This is a genomic window from Sphingobacterium sp. SGG-5 (assembly GCF_011043525.1).
Taxonomy (GTDB): Bacteria; Bacteroidota; Bacteroidia; order Sphingobacteriales; family Sphingobacteriaceae; genus Sphingobacterium.
The window spans coordinates 289,828-308,398 of sequence record NZ_JAAKGO010000004.1 but is presented as its reverse complement, the minus strand read 5'-3'; the positions used below and the strand labels follow the sequence as shown (position 1 = coordinate 308,398).

11 protein-coding genes are annotated in these 18,571 nt (G+C 44.2%); 1 reads left to right on the top strand and 10 read right to left on the bottom strand.

Annotated elements, in window-relative coordinates; translation table 11 throughout:
• Positions 1 to 51 precede the first annotated feature (51 nt).
• The gene (locus G5B30_RS07775; protein WP_165319406.1) at positions 52 to 1,113 is read left to right on the top strand and encodes a PA0069 family radical SAM protein; all 1,062 of its coding nucleotides are present in this window, start codon (positions 52 to 54) and stop codon (positions 1,111 to 1,113) included.
• Here G5B30_RS07775 and G5B30_RS07770 read toward each other — a convergent pair.
• The 10 genes from G5B30_RS07770 to G5B30_RS07725 form a co-directional block, all read right to left on the bottom strand.
• Positions 1,110 to 2,756, bottom strand: a complete 1,647-nt coding sequence (locus G5B30_RS07770; protein ID WP_165319405.1) for an L-lactate permease — start codon at positions 2,754 to 2,756, stop codon at positions 1,110 to 1,112. The two genes, G5B30_RS07775 and G5B30_RS07770, sit on opposite strands and share 4 nt — an antisense overlap.
• 78 nt (positions 2,757 to 2,834) lie before the next feature.
• On the bottom strand, positions 2,835 to 6,092 hold the full coding sequence (locus G5B30_RS07765; RefSeq protein WP_165319404.1) for a DUF5107 domain-containing protein: 3,258 nt from the start codon (positions 6,090 to 6,092) through the stop codon (positions 2,835 to 2,837).
• A gap of 79 nt (positions 6,093 to 6,171) precedes the next feature.
• A complete protein-coding gene (locus tag G5B30_RS07760) occupies positions 6,172 to 7,194 on the bottom strand; it encodes an aldose 1-epimerase (protein WP_165319403.1) in 1,023 nt (340 codons plus the stop codon).
• Between the two features lie 38 nt (positions 7,195 to 7,232).
• Positions 7,233 to 9,221 (bottom strand): hypothetical protein, encoded by a 1,989-nt coding sequence (locus G5B30_RS07755; protein WP_165319402.1) that lies wholly within the window; start codon positions 9,219 to 9,221, stop codon positions 7,233 to 7,235.
• A 43-nt stretch (positions 9,222 to 9,264) separates the two neighbouring features.
• On the bottom strand, positions 9,265 to 11,037 hold the full coding sequence (locus G5B30_RS07750) for an exo-alpha-sialidase (protein ID WP_165319401.1): 1,773 nt from the start codon (positions 11,035 to 11,037) through the stop codon (positions 9,265 to 9,267).
• 17 nt (positions 11,038 to 11,054) lie between these two features.
• The gene (locus G5B30_RS07745; protein ID WP_165319400.1) at positions 11,055 to 12,170 is read right to left on the bottom strand and encodes a hypothetical protein; all 1,116 of its coding nucleotides are present in this window, start codon (positions 12,168 to 12,170) and stop codon (positions 11,055 to 11,057) included.
• A 102-nt stretch (positions 12,171 to 12,272) separates the two neighbouring features.
• Positions 12,273 to 13,739 carry a RagB/SusD family nutrient uptake outer membrane protein gene (locus tag G5B30_RS07740; RefSeq protein WP_165319399.1) on the bottom strand — a complete coding sequence of 489 codons (1,467 nt, stop codon included), beginning with the start codon at positions 13,737 to 13,739 and terminating at the stop codon, positions 12,273 to 12,275.
• Between the two features lie 19 nt (positions 13,740 to 13,758).
• A complete protein-coding gene (locus G5B30_RS07735; protein ID WP_165319398.1) occupies positions 13,759 to 17,043 on the bottom strand; it encodes a TonB-dependent receptor in 3,285 nt (1,094 codons plus the stop codon).
• 145 nt (positions 17,044 to 17,188) lie between these two features.
• Positions 17,189 to 18,067, bottom strand: a complete 879-nt coding sequence (locus G5B30_RS07730) for a DUF5106 domain-containing protein (protein WP_165319397.1) — start codon at positions 18,065 to 18,067, stop codon at positions 17,189 to 17,191.
• A gap of 12 nt (positions 18,068 to 18,079) precedes the next feature.
• Complete coding sequence (locus G5B30_RS07725; RefSeq protein ID WP_165319396.1) at positions 18,080 to 18,565, bottom strand: RNA polymerase sigma-70 factor; 486 nt, start codon at positions 18,563 to 18,565, stop codon at positions 18,080 to 18,082.
• Positions 18,566 to 18,571 lie beyond the last annotated feature (6 nt).

Below are 18,571 nucleotides of genomic sequence, written 5' to 3'. Positions count from 1 at the left end.
TACTCTTGTAACTAAAATTATTAGTATTTTTGTTTTCTAATTGAGGTAGAGATGGAAGACAAGAAATACATCAAAGGTCGAGGAGCACAATACAATCCACACAATAAATTTAAGAAAGACATTTATGGCCAGTATCATGCAGAGGGTATCGACGAGTGGGAAGAAGAAAACAAAAAAACCATATTTATTCCCTCTTTAGCCAAGACATTCGTTCATAAGGTAGATAGTCCCGATGTAGGCATGATGTATTCGGCCAATCCTTATCAGGGATGCGAACACGGGTGCATTTATTGTTACGCACGCAATTCGCATGAGTATTGGGACATGAGCGCAGGGCTGGATTTCGAGCAAAAGATTATCGTCAAGACGAATGCTGTACAGCTCTTTAAGGCCTTTATCTCTCGAAAAAGCTGGGACTTCTCGCCTATTCACCTATCGGGCAACACGGATTGCTATCAGCCGGCCGAACGCAAGTTTCAATTGACTCGTCAGACCCTCGAAACTGCCCTCGCCTATCAGCAACCCATTAGCATCATTACCAAGAATAGCCTTATCCTTCGGGACTTGGATATCCTCAGCGAACTGGCCAAGAAAGATCTGATCAAAGTGTTCCTGTCAGTGACAACATTAAATGAAGATACCAGACGCAAATTAGAACCCAGAACAGCGACTGGTCAACAACGCTTGAAAGTCGTCGAGGCATTAAGTCATCACGGTATTCCGGTCGGTATTAATATGGCGCCCATCATACCCGGTCTGACAGACCATGAAATTCCAGCTGTGCTTCGGGCTGCCAAGGAACACGGTGCACTGTGGGCCAACTATATCATCGTACGGCTGAATAGACAAATCGGTGCCGTATTCGAAGATTGGGTTCATGCGTCTTATCCGGAAAGAGCGCAAAAAATATGGCATAGTATCCAAAACTGTCACCATGGGCAGGTCAACAACTCGAATTTCGGTGAACGCATGCGCGGGAATGGCAAAATCGCTGAGATCATCCGTGACAGCTTCCGTTTACATTGTTTAAAAAATCAGTTGAATCGTGTGTCTTTTGAATACGGAAGACCTGATAGAAGGAGCATCGGTAATATACAGCTTTCGTTGTTTTAGGTATGTGTCAGGATCATTCCCAGCACTCCCGCTGCCAATAGATAATATAAGGTTGGGATGATGGTCTTCCTCAAAAAGGTCCCTTCTTTACCCATTAGCCCCACAACAGCCGCTACGGCCACAATATTATGGATGGCGATCATATTGCCTGCTGCAGCTCCAACGGCCTGCAGGGAGACAATAAGGACATTAGAATAACCCAGCTTATCGGCAACGCTGTACTGGAACTCGGTGAACATAAGATTGCTTACGGTATTACTCCCGGCTATAAAAGCACCCAACGCCCCAACAAATGGGGATATAAATGGCCAAATATCCGCAGTCCTGGAAGCCGTCCATTCGGCTAAAGCGACCGGCATGCTGGCAAGACCACTTGTATTCATGCCCGAATTGATGTATATCCGCACCATCGGAATGGTAAACAAGAGAACAAATGCTGCCATCACGGATATCCTGGCAGCTTCAATAGTAGCCTTCTTCACCTTTGCTCCTGGCATCCGGTACACGAATACTGCTGTCAGCGCAGAAAGTACCATCATAGTAGCCGGGAGATAGAGAGGTGTCGAATTTGCCGAGATAGTTGTGCCAAATATAGAGGACCAGGAAATTTCAAAGCTTTTTAGATAATTGCCTATGCCCCATCCCACTTTCCGCGTGACGATCAGTAAGACGGAAACAACAAGATAAGGCAGCAGCGCCTTGAAGATACTCATACCCGGAGCAGCTATTTCCCGGGAATCGGCCTGTATCTTTCCCGACCAGCTTTCCGGCCAGCTCGATTTATCCGGAAAGTCCCAGCTATCTTTAGGAATCAGAAATCGGTATTTGACAGCAGTAAGCACCACTAGAAGACCGATCATGGAGCCCAGCAGCGAAGGAAATTCCGGGCCGAAGAACATAGCCGTAACAGTATAGGGAACAGTAAAAGCCAAACCTGAAAAAACAGCAAATGGCGCAATGGTCAGACATTTTTTCCTGTCTGTCCGCTTCCCGAAAAAGAGAACAGACATTACGATCATCAGCCAGGGGATAAAGGTACCTACAAGGGCATGGATGATACTGGCCTGAGAAGTCACATCCTGCAAAAACCTCACTTTATTCTCTGCTGTCATAATACCTTCTGTAAGTCCGTTATTTACACCAATTAATATAGGCGTCCCGATCGCCCCAAAAGTAACAGCCGTGCTCTGCACCATGAGTCCTACCATAACCGCAGCCATGCCCGGAAAGCCGATGGCAACCAACAAAGGCGCAACGATAGCCGCGGGAGTACCAAAGCCGGAAGCCCCCTCCAGGAAAGAACCGAACAACCATGCTATAATAATAATCTGTATCCGTCTATCGGGGCTGATCTGTGTGAAATAATAGCGGATAGCGCCAAGACCTCCCGAGTATTTCAAGATGGAAAGCAGAAGCAAGGCGCCAAGAATAATGTAGAGCACATCAACGGTGATGAACAGCCCCTGAACAGCTGAGGCGGCAATCACCATGATATCCATCTTCCACACGGATATAGCAATGGCGACGGTAACGGCAAGCACGATGGGCATGGCATACCGAGCAGCAAGCCGGAAGCCGACCAGCAGGATCATGGCCAGAAGGATAGGAAGAAAAGCCAACACGGCCTGGAGAATCAATGTCATAATCTGTCTATAATTTCAGGTGAATGTTTGAAAAAAGCACATAGAAACAAACTGTTCTACGTGCTATGGTATGATAAACTAATCCAGCTGCTTCGCCGCAAAGATATGCAGCGCATAAGGGTCATTGGCTACCGCCTGGTCTTGATACTTCTCTTTCAGTACCGCATTACCGATATATTTATAGGCTTTTGCAAGCAAATAGCTGTAATAGGCTGTACGCTGCTCCGAAGCGGAATCACAGAAGCTGACAAAGAACGGAGTGGTCGAAAAATAACCGGGATCTTCCTTATCAATACCTTCTTTCCACTCCTGCAGTGTATAGTTCATCAATACATCCCCTCTAAGGCGATCACCAAGTTCCCTATAGCAGAGCGCCTGATAGTACGGCAGCTCGGGAAGGTGCATATTGCTAAAGTGGTCGATCTTGATGTCGGTAATGAACTCAAAGTTTTCCCTAGCCTTGGTTTCGTTGCCCAACGATTTCAAGCAGATACCTTCATAGTACTTATAGGGCACAAGCTTTGCTATGTTCCATAGTCCGGCACCGAGATTCTGTGGAAGGGTCTGGGCCTTGCTGAAACACTCGGCAGCTTCCTGCATTTTGTTCTGGGCCATCAGCTCGCGTCCTTTTAGGTAATACGCCATCATATACTGCTCGGCTACGGCATGCTCGCCCCCCTCGGCCGGAACAAACGTTCGTTTCTCCAGCAGTGCCAAAGCTTTATCCTCCTGTCCTGCCATATTGTAGGCACGCGCCCACTCCAGAACGATATCATCCCTGGTTATGACGGACTGATGGCTGTCCAGAAAAGCAATGCGCTCGTTGGGATCCACGCCTGTCCTTCCCATGACATAGACCGTCTCCCAGATCAATTGCTGTTCCTTGGGGTTAGCCGATAGCGCCTTTTTAAGCAAAGGAAGCGCTTCCTCTCTACGCCCCATATGTGTGTAGTAAGCTACGGCGAGATTCCGGAGCGTACGGTAGTCCTTCGACCCAATCTCTTCCCAAAGTGCAACAGCATCCTCGAAATGCCCCTTGCCATATAGGGCGCACCCCAGCTGGAACCTGGCCTTATCATTCCCTTGATCAGCCCACTTTGTCAAGGCGGCTATTTCGATAGGACGGTTCGGAAACGCTATTCCTTCATTGGCCGAATTATCAGGTGCGCCACCTTGAAGGTCTGCATAGATGGCAGATAGGCTAAAAGACAGCGGCTCTTTCGCTTTCAGCATCTCGACCAAAGTAATGGACTCCTGTTTCAGATCGGCGAGTAGTAGAACCTCCAACAAATCCAGACATACCTGGTTGCGGTCTGTCTGGATATCTTCCATAAACTCGTTCCCTGTTAGTCCTCCCATAAGAACATTAAAGAAACGTGCAAAATGATTGATTTTGTCGCTTGCCTCTACTGATGCCAACCGGTCTTTTGCCGCGTCTTTATCCCCTTTCAAATACAGTGCATAGATCATCATTGCATTTGCAATGACATTATTCCTGTTATATATACCAGATGCATGAAGATGTTGGATCGCTTTATCATAATCACCATTTGCGATATCCAACAAGGAGATATAAGTCATCGAAGGCGAGACATAACCGCTGCTCCAGGCTGCTTTCTGCAGATAGTCGTAGGCCGTAGACGGCTCACCCAGGGCCAGATAAACATGGCCCAACAGATAATATAGCTTACCATCTTCCAGACGAGTATTAAACCGTGTCAATACCTTTTTCGCTTTTAGAAGGCAATTCAGCGCTTCGTGATAGAATGCATGGCGAAACTTATACTCTCCAAGACCAATGAGCGCCGGCGCAAAATCGGGGTCACGCTTGAGCGCCTCCTCATAATAACTTGCACTCTGTGTCGCCGGATCACGGTATTGGTCCACATGCAGACCGGCGAGGTAGAGCTGATGGGCACTTTCGGTCTTCTTAAAGTCAGGTATGCCCTCACGGATATGGGGGACGTTGAACCTATCATATTCCTTGACAGTATAGGACATCAAGACCCTACCCCCCTTTTCAGACACCTCGATGGTATATCCCATCTGCATGTTGATATCAGCGGGCACCGCGTACTCCTGCCGCGTTTTCATGGCAACATCACGGGAGAAAAGAACTCTCTCCCCATCCCTGACCATAACCTTTACGTTCTCCGGCCTGTTGAGCTGGATCTTAATAGTGTCCTTGCAATAGATAGCCCCTGTCGTGTTTGCAAAATCGGGAATGCCTACCGCCCCAATCGGGAACCAGTACTGGGAGAACGATTTGGTCTCCATGGGCTCAAGCCAGGTGAAATCGGGTTGGTTGTCCGAATAGCTGCCGGCCATTAGTTCACAATAAGCACCATCAGTATCCGTCAGCGCTCTCTCCCACGATTCGGACAGTTGATTATAAGCCCAGGTAAACATCTTTTTACCCGGTGACACATGATGTTCAGCAACATGTACTACCCCGCGTTTCTGGCCGTTATCATAGCCACCAAAAAAGTCATAGTTGGATGCTGCACTGAAAAAAGAAGTTGGTTGTATGGTATTCTTGTGTTTGCTGATATCGACCCCAGTACCAAAATCGATACCGTTGAACACTCCTGTAGCATTCGAGGCCATGGGATAAGTCGTCACCGACTGCTTATAGTGGAAATGTACATGGCTGACGTCATGCGGGAAGAATATCTCATAGTCACGGTTCGAGGGTACGGCAACGTTCTCCCACCACAGGAAGGACCGGCGGAGTGGCGTAATGTTAGACAGCCTTACCCGTGTTTCGAATATACATTCGCCCGGATTAAGCACAATGCCTACCATTCCCTTCATGCGATCCACAGGGTCATGCTCCGACATCCAGACGATGGCCCCACCATTGGCGAGTTTCTCTATCTCGTAATCCACAGGCATGAACGCCGAGGGCCGGTGGTGAAACGGCCAGTTGAATTCCAAACCGCCCGAAGTCCAGGAACCTAAGGCACCTATCAATGCCGGTTTGACTACGTGGTTTTTGTAAAAAAAGTCATAGCCATTGGTCTTGTCTTTGGCTGCGTAGATCTTCCCACCAAGTTCCGGAAGAATCTGGATTTCCAAAAATTCATTTTCCAGGGTAATGAGTGTATATTCTTTCTCTACACGTTCCTTCCGGTTGACCTGGAGGACAATCTTATTTGGATAGGGATTCCCAGAAGAACGTTGGTGTACGCGGTTTTCGGCGAACATCGGGAGATCTTCTTTGGCCGGCTCAGGGTAGGTCGGAATGACCGTACGGCCTACAGTGACCTTTACGGACTGCGCATTTGCCTGAAAGACAAATAAAAAGATAACAACAAATAATTTTACAGGTTTCATAATAAATTAACTATAGAGAATTGATATTAAAATATGATACGATATAGAAATTAAAGACAACTTTTTTAGTACGAATAAATTATAGCGTTTTCGGACAAATTTTCTTCACGCCGAGCGCCGTTTTAAGCGTCACCGTAGCTCCAGGCTCAATAGTTATAACCTCCTTCTCAGGTGTGAGCGGGGCCACGTTCAACGCATCGATCAGACAGGTCTGCGGTTCTATGGTCAGCAGATCCCTCCTCCCCCCGTTCCACAGCATCCAGAAATTATAGTTCATGTCGGCCTGATAGAATATGCTCCACCCCGAACTTATGTCGGTAAGAAGCATCTCTTTCGTTTTGTAACGTGAATAGAAATTGGACAATATGTGGGCATGTGGCTGCAACATACCTTCCCGGAGGTCATCTCTCAAGGGAAAATCTGTCAACCGTTCCCCTGTGGGCACCAACTGCACTGTATCGCGCGGATACTCGGAATCGACTGGGAGCCTGAGACGGACATCCCCTACATTTCCACCAGGAACAAAAGGGATGTTGAAGGTCGTGTGAAATGCCAGAGCGAAAGGCATACGGCTGTCACTGGTGTTCTTCACGCTGACTTCCTGATGGAGCCCCAAAGTATCGACCCTATAACATACGCGCAGAATGAACGAATGCGGAAATAGGAGATACGGCTGCTCCGTGGTGGCGACGAATTCCAGTTCTACTTGTCCTTCAGTCTGCCCGACCAGGTGAAATGGCGTATGGTGCAGCTCTCCGTGTATAGCTACATTCCTCTCCGGTTCGTTGATCGGCCATAAGTACGTTCTTCCTTCAAATTCGAAGCGGCCCCCACGGATACGGTTGGGAAAGAAGAGCAAAGGCATCCCGTACAGTAAGGGGGTCTTTGCTATCTCTTCTACAGCTTTCGGGGCCCGCAATACCTCGATTCCGGTAGGCAGATGGGTCAACCGAACACAGTTACCGCCGTATGCCGGATTGATCTCCGCACGGTACTCCGGACATTGGATGACCACATTGGACGTGCTTTGCTCATTGCCTCTTACTGTGTAGAAAGAGACAATAATCTGTACGGCCAGTATTATAAAGCGACGTGTTTTCACTATATTTCGATAGCTTTGATATCTTTAAACCAATTTACTTACTCAGCAACGCATCGTAACGGACGTGCAATTGCAAAGGAACCACCCGCATCTACACGTATTTCAGTAGCCCCCACCACATTCCTAAAAGCATAATTATTCTCAGGGTTGATGGTAGAGGTCCAGTAATAGGCAGCGGTACCTACGGAAGCTAACTTACCACCATCTCGATGTCCAGATTTTGGCAATACTATCGAGATAGAGGGGTCATTATAATCCGTCACAATGCGGCTATTCGTCGATGACGATCCCGTAGAGGAAACATTGTCTGGCCAAGCAGGGTACTGTATACCCCCCGTCCCCCCCCAAACACTCGTGAAAGACAACCACATCTCGTCACTAGTCGCCACACGATATCCCGGAGGACATGGGTCATAAATGCTCTTCAAACCATTACGGATACTGTGTGTATAATTATGTATAGCGTCAGTGCCATCCAGATAACCTGCATAAGTAGAAAATGGCGCTACGTCATCTCCCCATGCCGTTGTCGGGATATCAGTAGCCCAGTTGCCCCCAGACGAGTAAAATACCATAGGGTTTTTGACAACTTCCGAGATGGACACCAAGGTGTTTTCAACGCTAAACCCAGAGCCAAAATCGGGGTTCGTATAAACCGGAAGAGTCCTGTCACCAAAGGCATCTGGCTCAGTTCCGCTACTTCGAAGGAGCCGTGAGCCTACAAATGGGTCTTTTCGACCCCATTGATAAAGCAAACCGGAGGCGCCAACATTTTCTCCTACGGTATTGATCGCACCGATATTACGATCCAGCCAAGCTAATGATTGAGACTTCGCGGCCAGATTTTTACTGACCCAATCCACCTTCATCTGGTCTGTGGATTTCCCGGCAACCCAGATGTGCCAACTCCATACGATGGTACGGGTACCTCCTGTAGTATTATATAAAGCGATAACGGCATTTCCTACATTTCCTGTAGCGGTAAAAGATATTCTTCCCTCTTGCGCATCGTAGGCGATATTCTTTATGATATATTCAGCATTTTGGGGACTTACTGCACTTTGAATTTCCGAATTGTCGCTTGTCCATTCATAGGCAACATCTGTCCACAAAAAATCTGCACCGTCGCCTGAAAGCACGGTATTATTTATCAACTTTGTAGCAAAGGAATACTCCCCTTCCATTGGTACAACATAACAGTTGGCCAATCCGGCTATAGATAAATCAGGATCTACCGGCTGTGCTACCGCTTGAAAATCCACATCCATATTGATGTTCAGAATCTGTTCGGCTGTTAAATTAACCAATGCCTCCTCCTTCGAAAAAGTCTCCCCTATACTACTCGTCAGCGTGATATTTAGCGATTGATAATTGCCGGGAGGAATTAAAACGTAGACTTTCTTCGCTTCATTGTTCAACGCAAGGTCTACGACACGCTCCACGTAAGACTCACCACCGGCAGGAATTTGCAATACAGGAAAATCGGTATTCATATCTACCTTTCCGGGGCCCGAGAATAAAGCAGTATTCCCATCTGCATCTGTTCCTTCGACTTTCACGGTGGATACAATCCCCTGACCTACCATATTTAGCGACAGCAATGCGCCTACACCTTTAAAGTCCATACCTGTCTCTTTCGTCCCCTTGCCTGCCATCGGCCAGAAAGACGCCGGTTGTTGTACAGGTATTTGTAGGGATAGCGATGAACCATCAAAGGCTCCCTCCAGGCTATATGGATGGATTCCGTAGAATTGATCTCCTTCTGTAACAGGACCGATAAAGCTTATTTTGGGAAGCCCTCCCTCTTTGGCGACAAACTCAATCCCTACAACATCCTGATTGGAGAAAATCCGGATGTTGTCACCTTCCAGCCATAAAGCTTTACCTTCATTAATTGGATTGTATATGGAAGCTTTTATCATCATTGTTTTGCTTTTTGCCAAGCCTGCTGCGGGATCTTTCTCACAGCCTGTCATGATGAGTGTGCAAAGCGTAATAAACGCCGTAAACAAACAAATACGTTTCATAATATTGATTTTTAATGATTTCGTTTTTATTATTTAGAGGATGCTATTTCTTTATCAACATCCAGGTGTCGGGTTTACCTGTGTCGGCGAAAGTGAAAGTATCCGTCGTCTTCCCATCAACCATAACGGCGTTGAATCTAAAATAATTACCGCTCGCCTGTAAGGTAGAAAGAGGGATTTTGATTTCCGAAAGATATCCATTGTCAGCACTTCCATCGTCCACGACGCCTGAAACTTGATTGGCGATGGTAAGAAATGAAGCACTTGTCGCCTCCCAGCTACTGCTATTCCATTTGGCACAGGAGACAATACCTGTCGGTCCGATGGTTATTTTTAATGAATTATCGTTCAACGAATTACCCTCATTATTATGAAAATATAAATCTATATTGTCCCCTGTCGCTACATAGTTGTCACGCCGCTCCACGAGCAGATATAGATTTTGGGCATCTACCGCGGACCGGAAAGTAGCCTGCGTTGGCCCCTGACTTCCGATGAACAGCGCGTCGGTATGCGTCCAGTCACCGATATCTCCATCTACCGTAATGTTCTTTTGAGGAGCATTGATACGATGGTTCAGTATGAAACGCCCGATCATAATGGTGCCACTTTTATGCATGGTACCTACAATAGAGTGCGTGCCATCGACTTCGAGGCTACCCCAATATCCCGTTCCCGAGAAGGGCTGATACCATTCGGTAGCCCAGGATTTATGATTGAAGTTCCGGGCTTTATTATCTCCAACTTTCATGCTAAACAGGTTGTTGATGTTACAGGAGATTACTGTCTCGCCCGACCGGAATTGTGCCAAATAGCCGCCAGCTCCCCTAAAAAGGTTGGATTGACGATCTGTCGGGCCGACCTGATCTCCACTGAGATGCTGCCAATTATCTTCGCCATACACTAAAGACATCATGTAGTAAGAGGTGCCATCGGGCTGGTTATTAGTTTCCAACCGAGCTTCCATAAATCCGGCTAATGTCTTTCCGTCATTCAACATTCTGACAACAGGCATCTGATCGGTATAGATACGCCGTCCCTGGTTAAGATATTTATACTGTCTTATGACTTTATAATTGTTGCTCGTACCCGAGGGAGACCATGTATTGCCACCATCACCAGAAACAACCATAGAAGTTCCTGAATTGCTATAAACGGGATCCGTATCGGTAAAATAGCAGTGTAACTCTCCAGAAGGGAGCTCTAGTATGTAGGGTTCCCAATTTGTACCGGTATAGATAACCTGCTCAGGGGCCCATGTAAAACCGTTGTCTTTACTGCGTCTTATCATGATACCATTGGTTTCCGGACTATATCTATAAGCTTTATTTGCCCGGAAAGAGGTAACGGCCAGGATATCACCATTCGTTAACACCACAGCATCAGCACTTGAGTATCGTCTGCTGTCAGCACCTTGTGATGATGTTATAGCTGTCTCCTGAAATACGGTCTTCCCACCTGACCATGTTTTTAGATCCGCGCTGTTCGAGTAATATATATTGGACCCAATTTGTCCATTTTGATAAAATAAGATATAGCCTCCTGATTTTTTCTTTTTTATCCGGGAATACACTGGGTTGGTAATTCCCAGTGTGGCAGACGGGACTTCTACGTACGAATTAAAGTCAAGTTCGAGCACGCTGGAACTTTCTTCACCTGCGTGCGAATCGAGTGATCCTTCCTCTTTATTTAATTCATAGATATTATGAATTCCCACAGTATCTGGCATAGAACCGGGAGGCGTATCCTTTTTCCCACATCCATCTAATAACAGACCCGATATGGCCAACATTAAAATACTCATCTTCAACTTCATTTTACGAATTATTAGATTTATTTGTTTACTGTGGTCGTATCCTGCCCAACTGATGATTTGTTTACCGTCATTTCACGTATAAAATCGACCTCCGCTTGGCTATATGGAGTACCGTCAACACGAAAAATATCATGAAACCACACATCAGGCTCCGGATCTCCAGCTTTACTGGACCACTGCAAATGAAAATTACACTTCCCTGCAACCAACCCCCAACTTGTAGCTCCAACATGCTCTCGTTTGAGGATAGGCATTATATCTTCAAAAGTCGAACGCGGGCGACCCATATATTCGGTACAGATTAACGGGCGGTTAAAACGTTTCAACATTTTGATAAAGGTTTCCATGACTTCGGGCTCATAATAGCAATGGAAACTCATAACATCACTGTGTTCGCCAACGAAACTCACGATATCTAACGCTGTCCGTGTGCCTTGAGAACCTGGAAGTAACCAAATCGGTGCCGTAAGTGGCTGAGAAGGATTAACTTCCCTACCCCATTTAAAAACTGCCCGTAATAACGGAAGGCTCTCGGCGCCCAATTTCAAATTTTCAGGTTCATTATACAAACACCATAGCAGTATCCGATCGTCGTTGGCATGTACCGTCAAGATATCTTTCACATAACGTTCTAATATAGGCCATGCCTGAGGATCATTTACTTTAGCAGATCCAGGGCTTTGTATCCATTGCGAATTGTGCACGCCTGGAATGGATTCAGGCTGAGGTCCTAATTTTGGGTTTTCAAAACGTCCACCATTTGTAAAGAATGTAACAATAGCTTTCATCTTATGATCCTGGCATATACCCAAGAACTTATCTAACCGTTGTCTGAATCCTTCTGGATCTGCTTCCCAAACCATATCATGCAAAAAGATACGTACCGTATTGAATCCCAAGTCTTCCGCCCAACCCAACTCCCGGTCTATCGTCTCTGGATCAAAAGTTTCTTCCTGCCACATTTCAAACTGATTGATAGCCGTAGATGTTATATAATTTATTCCAATAGGCCATTCCTGCTTCGCATACCAATCATTTGCTTTTTCCTCACTCCATCGCCCGGCCGTTTCCGGTGTACAGCGATACATCCCGAAAGAGTATAAAGCAATCATAAATACGACTATTCTTTTCATGTTATTTCGTCTTTTTTTATTCTATTTTTTTTAATTCCTAATAAAGTCCGTTCGCTAATACATTCACATTATCATATATTGATATGACAGGATCTATATAATTTAATAGCCAGGATTCTGATCTTTATTTGGATCCACTCCCTTATTGTATAAAAATTCCTGATCAGGGATAGCGAACCAATATCCTGCCTCGCTAACCACAATACCCTTTTTGTCTAAAACATACTCTGCTAGTTTACCTGTTCGTTTAAGGTCGTTATACCGTTTTCCTTCATAACAGGTCTCGTATCCACGTTCAGTTAAAACCAACTCGATAAATTTTTCTTCCGTATTGTAATCATTAAGTTTATAATCAACAGATGGATCTGCTACGCCGCTTCTCTTGCCATAAGCACGTCGATGTACCATATTGAGCTTTTCCATGGCGTCTGCTGTCGGAATACCATTGTTGGCCCGACACGCCGCTTCTGCATAAAACAAAAGGACATCCGCCAAACGGTATAATGGAATATCGCTTCCTCCACTATCTCCTACTGCATCTGTCTCGATAAACTTCTTATTGTAAATGAGATTCTGTCCACTCACGTTGACCACATATACATTGAAAGCCTTCCGTAAATCGTTATCTGACCAATTGGCATAGAAGGGGTTTGCATAGGTCGAATGGATTCCAGAATATGCATTCCCATTATAATACTGTTTACCCCGATGTAACATAGAAGCGAAAGCGGATCCATATTCTTTTCCCTCTCGATATTTCAGGTAAAAGATTTCTTCCGTAGAATTGACCAATTTAGGATGGTAAAGTTTATAGAAATCATCCGACTGGCTGACCTCTACCAAACGGTATTTGCCCGAATTAATCACATCCAGCGCATGATCACGTGCTTTAGCCCATTCCTCTAAATGTAAATAAACCTCTGCGAGTACGGCTTTTGCTGTCATTTTTTGTGGACGCCCTACTACAGGTTGATTATCCGGTAAATCGGCGGCTGCAATTTCTAAATCTGATGCCGCAAAGGCAAAAATTTGATTTTGTGGAATACGTGGCAAGTTGGTTTCTTCGCTATTGGACAGTTCTTCTTCCGTAGACAACGGTACTGCACCCCATAACTGTGCTAAATGTAAGTAACAGAACGCCCGAAGAAAACGAGCTTCGGCTATTAATTCCTTAATCTCTTGAGGTGACGCTTCTTCCGCATCAGGAGCATATGCGATAATCATATTTGCAAAACGAATAGCCCGATAAAAACAAGCCCATACATCATTCATACGGGATGTAGTCGTCGGATCGGCTCCTAGATATCGTCCTACATATTCAAATGACCCTATTGAAGAGGCATAATCAGCCAAGGCCTCAATATTGGTATGGTAATAACGGCTAAAACATTCGTAACGCTTAACCTGATAATAACAAGAAAGCAACACCGACTCAATATGCTCCGCATCTGTCATAAAGCCTTGAGTCGCCTCTTTTACTGGTTTTTCTTCTAATATTTCCAGATCTCCACAACCAGAGAAAGTTAGTGTCGTAATCAAAGCAATATTTAATATTAATTTATTTTTCATTTTTAAGATCTTTTGAAAATTAAAACTGCATTCTCACACCAGTTGTATATCCCTTGGCCGAGGGGTAAGAAAAATTGTCAACACCTTGGCTCACGGAAGACGAACCTCCATACGTATTGACATCAGGGTTATAGAATGGATAAGAGCTGAAAGTGAATAAATTCTGCACACTGCAATATACTCCCATGGATTGTATCCAGTTTACACCTTTCAACGGAATATTATAAGACAACTCTACATTTCTCAGTCGGATGTAGGAACCATCGTACACAAAGCGATCAGACATCCGCAACGAAGTTGTCGCTGCTGCTGTTAATGCAGGATAAGTGGCATTCGGGTTTTCAGGGGTCCAGTAATCGTATAACACGTCACGGAATGTATTTATACCCCGGTTACCACTGTAGTTATGGGTAAGGCTGGCCATAGCTAATGAATAGATATCATTACCATACGAGCCTTGTGCAAATGCACTTAACGTAAAGTTTTTATAAGCAACACTGGTGCTTAATCCAAATGTACAGAAAGGATTAGGGTCACCAATGATATCTTTGTCGAGCTCATTTATTAGACCACCGCTATCATTATCGAGATTTTTATAACGGATACTGCCAGCTGCATCATAGCCGTCTTCAACATATCCGTAGAACACGCCTATAGGCTGTCCTTCCCTCAATAAGTTAATATAGTCGTTGATGATGGTGATACTCCGTTTAGTTCCTGGCACATCTTCGTCAAAAGGGAGACTATATACTTCATTTTTATTGAACGATGCATTCAAGGAGAGATCCCACTTGACCACCCGATCTAGCAGACGAGCATCAGCTTGGAATTCGAATCCTTTATTCCGCATCTCTCCGATATTTTTTGTTCCACTGATAAAGCCACTTGATTCAGGCAATTCCACATTATTAAGTAGATCGTAGGTGTTCTTTATATAATAATCAGCCGTCAATCTTAGGCGGTTCTGCCACATTCCTATATCTATACCAAAATTCCATTGCGCCGTAGTCTCCCATTTCAAAGCATGGTTGAAAAAGCTCGAAGGATGATACAGCTGATACTCTTCTTTACCGAATATTGTCGACATAGGGGTCAGCAAATCAAGTGTAGCATAAGGACTGATTGCGGTATTCCCAGATTCACCATATCCTGCACGTAATTTTAGATTATTGATGATATCGATATCTTTCAAAAAAGATTCTTCTTTTACACGCCAAGCAAATGCTGCCGAAGGGAAATATCCCCACTTACTCCCCTTACTATACCGAGACGAACCATCTGCCCGAAAGCTTACCGTTGCCAGATATTTATCATTATATGTATAATTCAAACGTCCCAAATAAGAAAGCATGGCCCATTTCGAATAGGAAGCCGTCGGGGTATCTTTCATTTCTGCTGCTGCAATATTATAGGTACCTCCTAAATCATTTAAAAAGCCATGTCCCGACATGGAAGTTCCTTTACTTTCACTTTGTTCGTATGTCACCCCGCCCATAATGGAAAAATCATGAAGACCGATCTTCTGTGCGTAGGTCACTGTGTTGTCGTTGTTGAGTGATAAATCTTCAGATTGGTCAATACTTGCATCTCCTGTAGACGTCGGATATTTTGTAGTCGTATAATCATCTTGTCGGGCATTTGACATATTAGCATTCAATGCAATCCTAAATGTCAGTTCCTCGATCGGCTTGTACAGTACGGCAGCGTTAGCCATTGTTCGGTTGGATGTCCAAAGATAACTTTTTTCCCGGATCTGTGCTTCGGGGTTATTTTGTCCCGAAGGAGAAAATGGATATAGGGTACGAAAGTCTGTATAATTACCTTCATCATCATACGGCCCTGCAGTAGGAGGTGCCATCACAAAGGAACTCAAAATACCACTTTGTTTATTATGCTTTGTCCGTGTATAGATTAGGTTGCTAATTATACTTAATTTATCAGATATTTTTTGGTTGATATTACCATGTAACGATACCCGGTTTATGTCACTTCCTTGAATAATTCCCTCTTCATCATAATAACTCGAGCTAAGTGCTACACGCGTTTTGTCTGTCCCTCCTTTTAAGGATACCGAATGCTCATTCGTCCGAGCATGGCGAAAAGCTAATTCCTGCCAGTCGTATCCCACGCCAGCATAATCAATATCTTCTTGTGAAAAATAAGGAACACCCAATGCATTTACATTGAGTATGTTTTGATACTGCATATATTCATTCGCCATCATCAAAGGCAACCTTCTGGCTACAGTAGAGACACCATAGCGACCATTATAATCTACCTGCGCGCGCCCCACAACCCCTTGTTTGGTCGTTACAATGATTACTCCGTTGGCTCCTCTCGAACCATATATTGCGGTAGCAGAAGCATCTTTAAGTACCTCGACGCTTTCAATATCTGCTACATTTAACATATTGGGCATTCCCGGAAATCCATCTATAATCCATAACGGCTCGTTTCCTCCCATAATCGAGTTGGTACCACGAATACGAATCTGAGGAGTCGCTCCAGGCTCAGAACTTGTCATACGTACTTCAACGCCGGGGAGCCGGCCTTGAAGAGATTGTGAAATAGTGGTATTGCTAAATGCAGCAAGCTTATCACCATCGATGGACGCTACAGCTCCTGTAAGGTCTCGTTTTTGGACAGATCCATAACCAATCCCAATCACTTTAACATCCTCCAACATCAACTTGGTGATTTCCATCTGCACATCAATATTCGATCTCTCCTGTACAGGGACTTCCATGGTCATTCTGCCCAAATGCCGAAATTCGAGAATAGCATCTGTAGCGACGTTAGGAAGGACATACCGACCATTATATCCAGTTACGGCATTCCGGGAAGGATCATCTTTTAGCGAAACACTTACACCGACAAGAGCTGCATTTTCATCGTCAGTAACCAATCCCGACACGGTAATAGATTGTCGCTCTGCTTGTCGGCTCCTTACTACGGTTTTATTTAGCGTAATTATCTTATCCTGAATAGCATAGCTTATGCCTGTATTTTTAAAAATCTCTTGCAAGGCTCGTTCGGGAGATACATTTGTCAGCGATACTGAAACCCGATGATTGAGGTTAACAATATTGCTACTGTACATAAAGGAAAATCCCGATTGATCCTCGATGATTCTCATGACGTTTCTCAAAGGTGTATCTTTGACATTGATGGTCACAGCAGCACTTTGAGGTTGCTGCGCCAAACCTGTCCCCATAAGGGATAAGCCAATAAAAAAAACCAGAAAGCAGTTTTTTAAAGCTCGATACTTTCTTCTTAAGGTTAGTTTTTGTACGTATTTATTCATGGTTTATAAAATGATTTTATATTATAATACCCTACATTATACCCTTATGGTATATACGGTTTTTAAAAAATTCTACTTGAAGATTTACAACAAGGCTTATTATCAGTTCAATTTCTAATAATACGTATCGAGTAGAGCAAAACCCCTATTGAAAATTTAAAAATTGTAATAAATAGGCTTCTAATACGTCAAAGGGCACATCTTTAAGAAGTACCTTTTTATTTTTATCCAGTAAATACAAGGTAGGTAGTGCTTTAAGATCATATAATTCCCTGGTCTTGATATACCTGGTTTTGTCGTGCGCATTCAGCCACTTTGAAGGAAAATGGGCCATGTGTTCATACCACAGTGCTATATTGCTGTCTGTATACAGATGAAGCACTTTCAATAGGGGTTTTCCATTTATTTTTCTCTCCAATAAATTCAATATGATTTCCGACCGGGCTATCCTATCTGTCATTTCTTTGCACGCCGGGCATGCTGGATTACCGAAAAACAAGATTAAGAATTCTGCTTCTATATTATACAAAGAGAATCTTTTGTTATTGTTCAGCGTGAAATCAAAATCAGTAGCGTACTCACCAATACTGTTCTTTTGCATTAACAGCAGTAGCTTTCTGTAGCGCTCCCTTTGGAGTGTATCTAATACAGGTGTGGTCAACGCCCGCTGAAGCAAAACTTCAAAAAAATCTTCATTTCGAAAGGGAGAATTGGGATTAAAAAAATATTTTTCAGACCAGGTTAATATATTGTATAACATTAAACTATCCGTAGCCACATTAACTATCATTTCATCTAATGACTCTTTGGCAAAGGAAGGATCCTTTTGGACTAGGAAGGAGATATAATTGACAAAGGTGCCTTCCGTCCAACTCGGTGTGTTGCTTATGATTTCTCTTCCATCTTTCCTGTCTTGTCGTCCGATGACCAACCAGCACAAAACAACCGACAACAGGCCGACAAATGCCCACCCACCCCATCTTCCTTTGTCCCCATTTCCGGATATGGATAAATCCCATGACAAAATATGAGTTGACTAAAAATCGAAAAAATTGATATAACTTCTTAACGTTCGTCGCGCCGCCGTCATTTGGTTTTCTACCGTCTTTAATGATATAGACAGGCGTTCGGATATCTCCTTATTGGATAAGCCGTGTTCTTTGCTCAGACGATAAATCTCCTGTCTTTTTTCGGGCAATGTGTTTATGGCCTGATCTACCAATTCCCGTAGATTTTTGAACTCGATCTCATATTCTGTTTCCTCGGACAGTTCCGAAGGAAAGGCTGCATAAAAATTTTCCCTTTTTGTATGTTCAGATTTCTGTTTACGAAACAATGAAATCATCTCATTGTGTGCCATAGAAAAGAGCAAAGATTTCAAAGATCTGGTTTTATCCAATAGTGTACGCTTCTTCCATAATAGAATAAATACATTTTGTACTACCTCTTCAGCAATATAATAATCTTTTGAAACGCCCAGTATAAAACCAAAAACACCTTCTGAATAGCGAAAAAAAAGCATATCAAA

Excerpts from the sequence above, each read along its gene's own strand:
- G5B30_RS07775 (WP_165319406.1), top strand. The coding sequence starts at position 52 with ATGGAAGACAAGAAATACATCAAAGGTCGAGGAGCACAATACAATCCA.
- G5B30_RS07770 (WP_165319405.1), bottom strand. The coding sequence starts at position 2,756 with ATGACATTGATTCTCCAGGCCGTGTTGGCTTTTCTTCCTATCCTTCTG.
- G5B30_RS07765 (WP_165319404.1), bottom strand. The coding sequence starts at position 6,092 with ATGAAACCTGTAAAATTATTTGTTGTTATCTTTTTATTTGTCTTTCAG.
- G5B30_RS07755 (WP_165319402.1), bottom strand. The coding sequence starts at position 9,221 with ATGAAACGTATTTGTTTGTTTACGGCGTTTATTACGCTTTGCACACTC.
- G5B30_RS07750 (WP_165319401.1), bottom strand. The coding sequence starts at position 11,037 with ATGAAGTTGAAGATGAGTATTTTAATGTTGGCCATATCGGGTCTGTTA.
- G5B30_RS07745 (WP_165319400.1), bottom strand. The coding sequence starts at position 12,170 with ATGAAAAGAATAGTCGTATTTATGATTGCTTTATACTCTTTCGGGATG.
- G5B30_RS07740 (WP_165319399.1), bottom strand. The coding sequence starts at position 13,739 with ATGAAAAATAAATTAATATTAAATATTGCTTTGATTACGACACTAACT.
- G5B30_RS07735 (WP_165319398.1), bottom strand. The coding sequence starts at position 17,043 with ATGAATAAATACGTACAAAAACTAACCTTAAGAAGAAAGTATCGAGCT.
- G5B30_RS07725 (WP_165319396.1), bottom strand. The coding sequence starts at position 18,565 with ATGCTTTTTTTTCGCTATTCAGAAGGTGTTTTTGGTTTTATACTGGGC.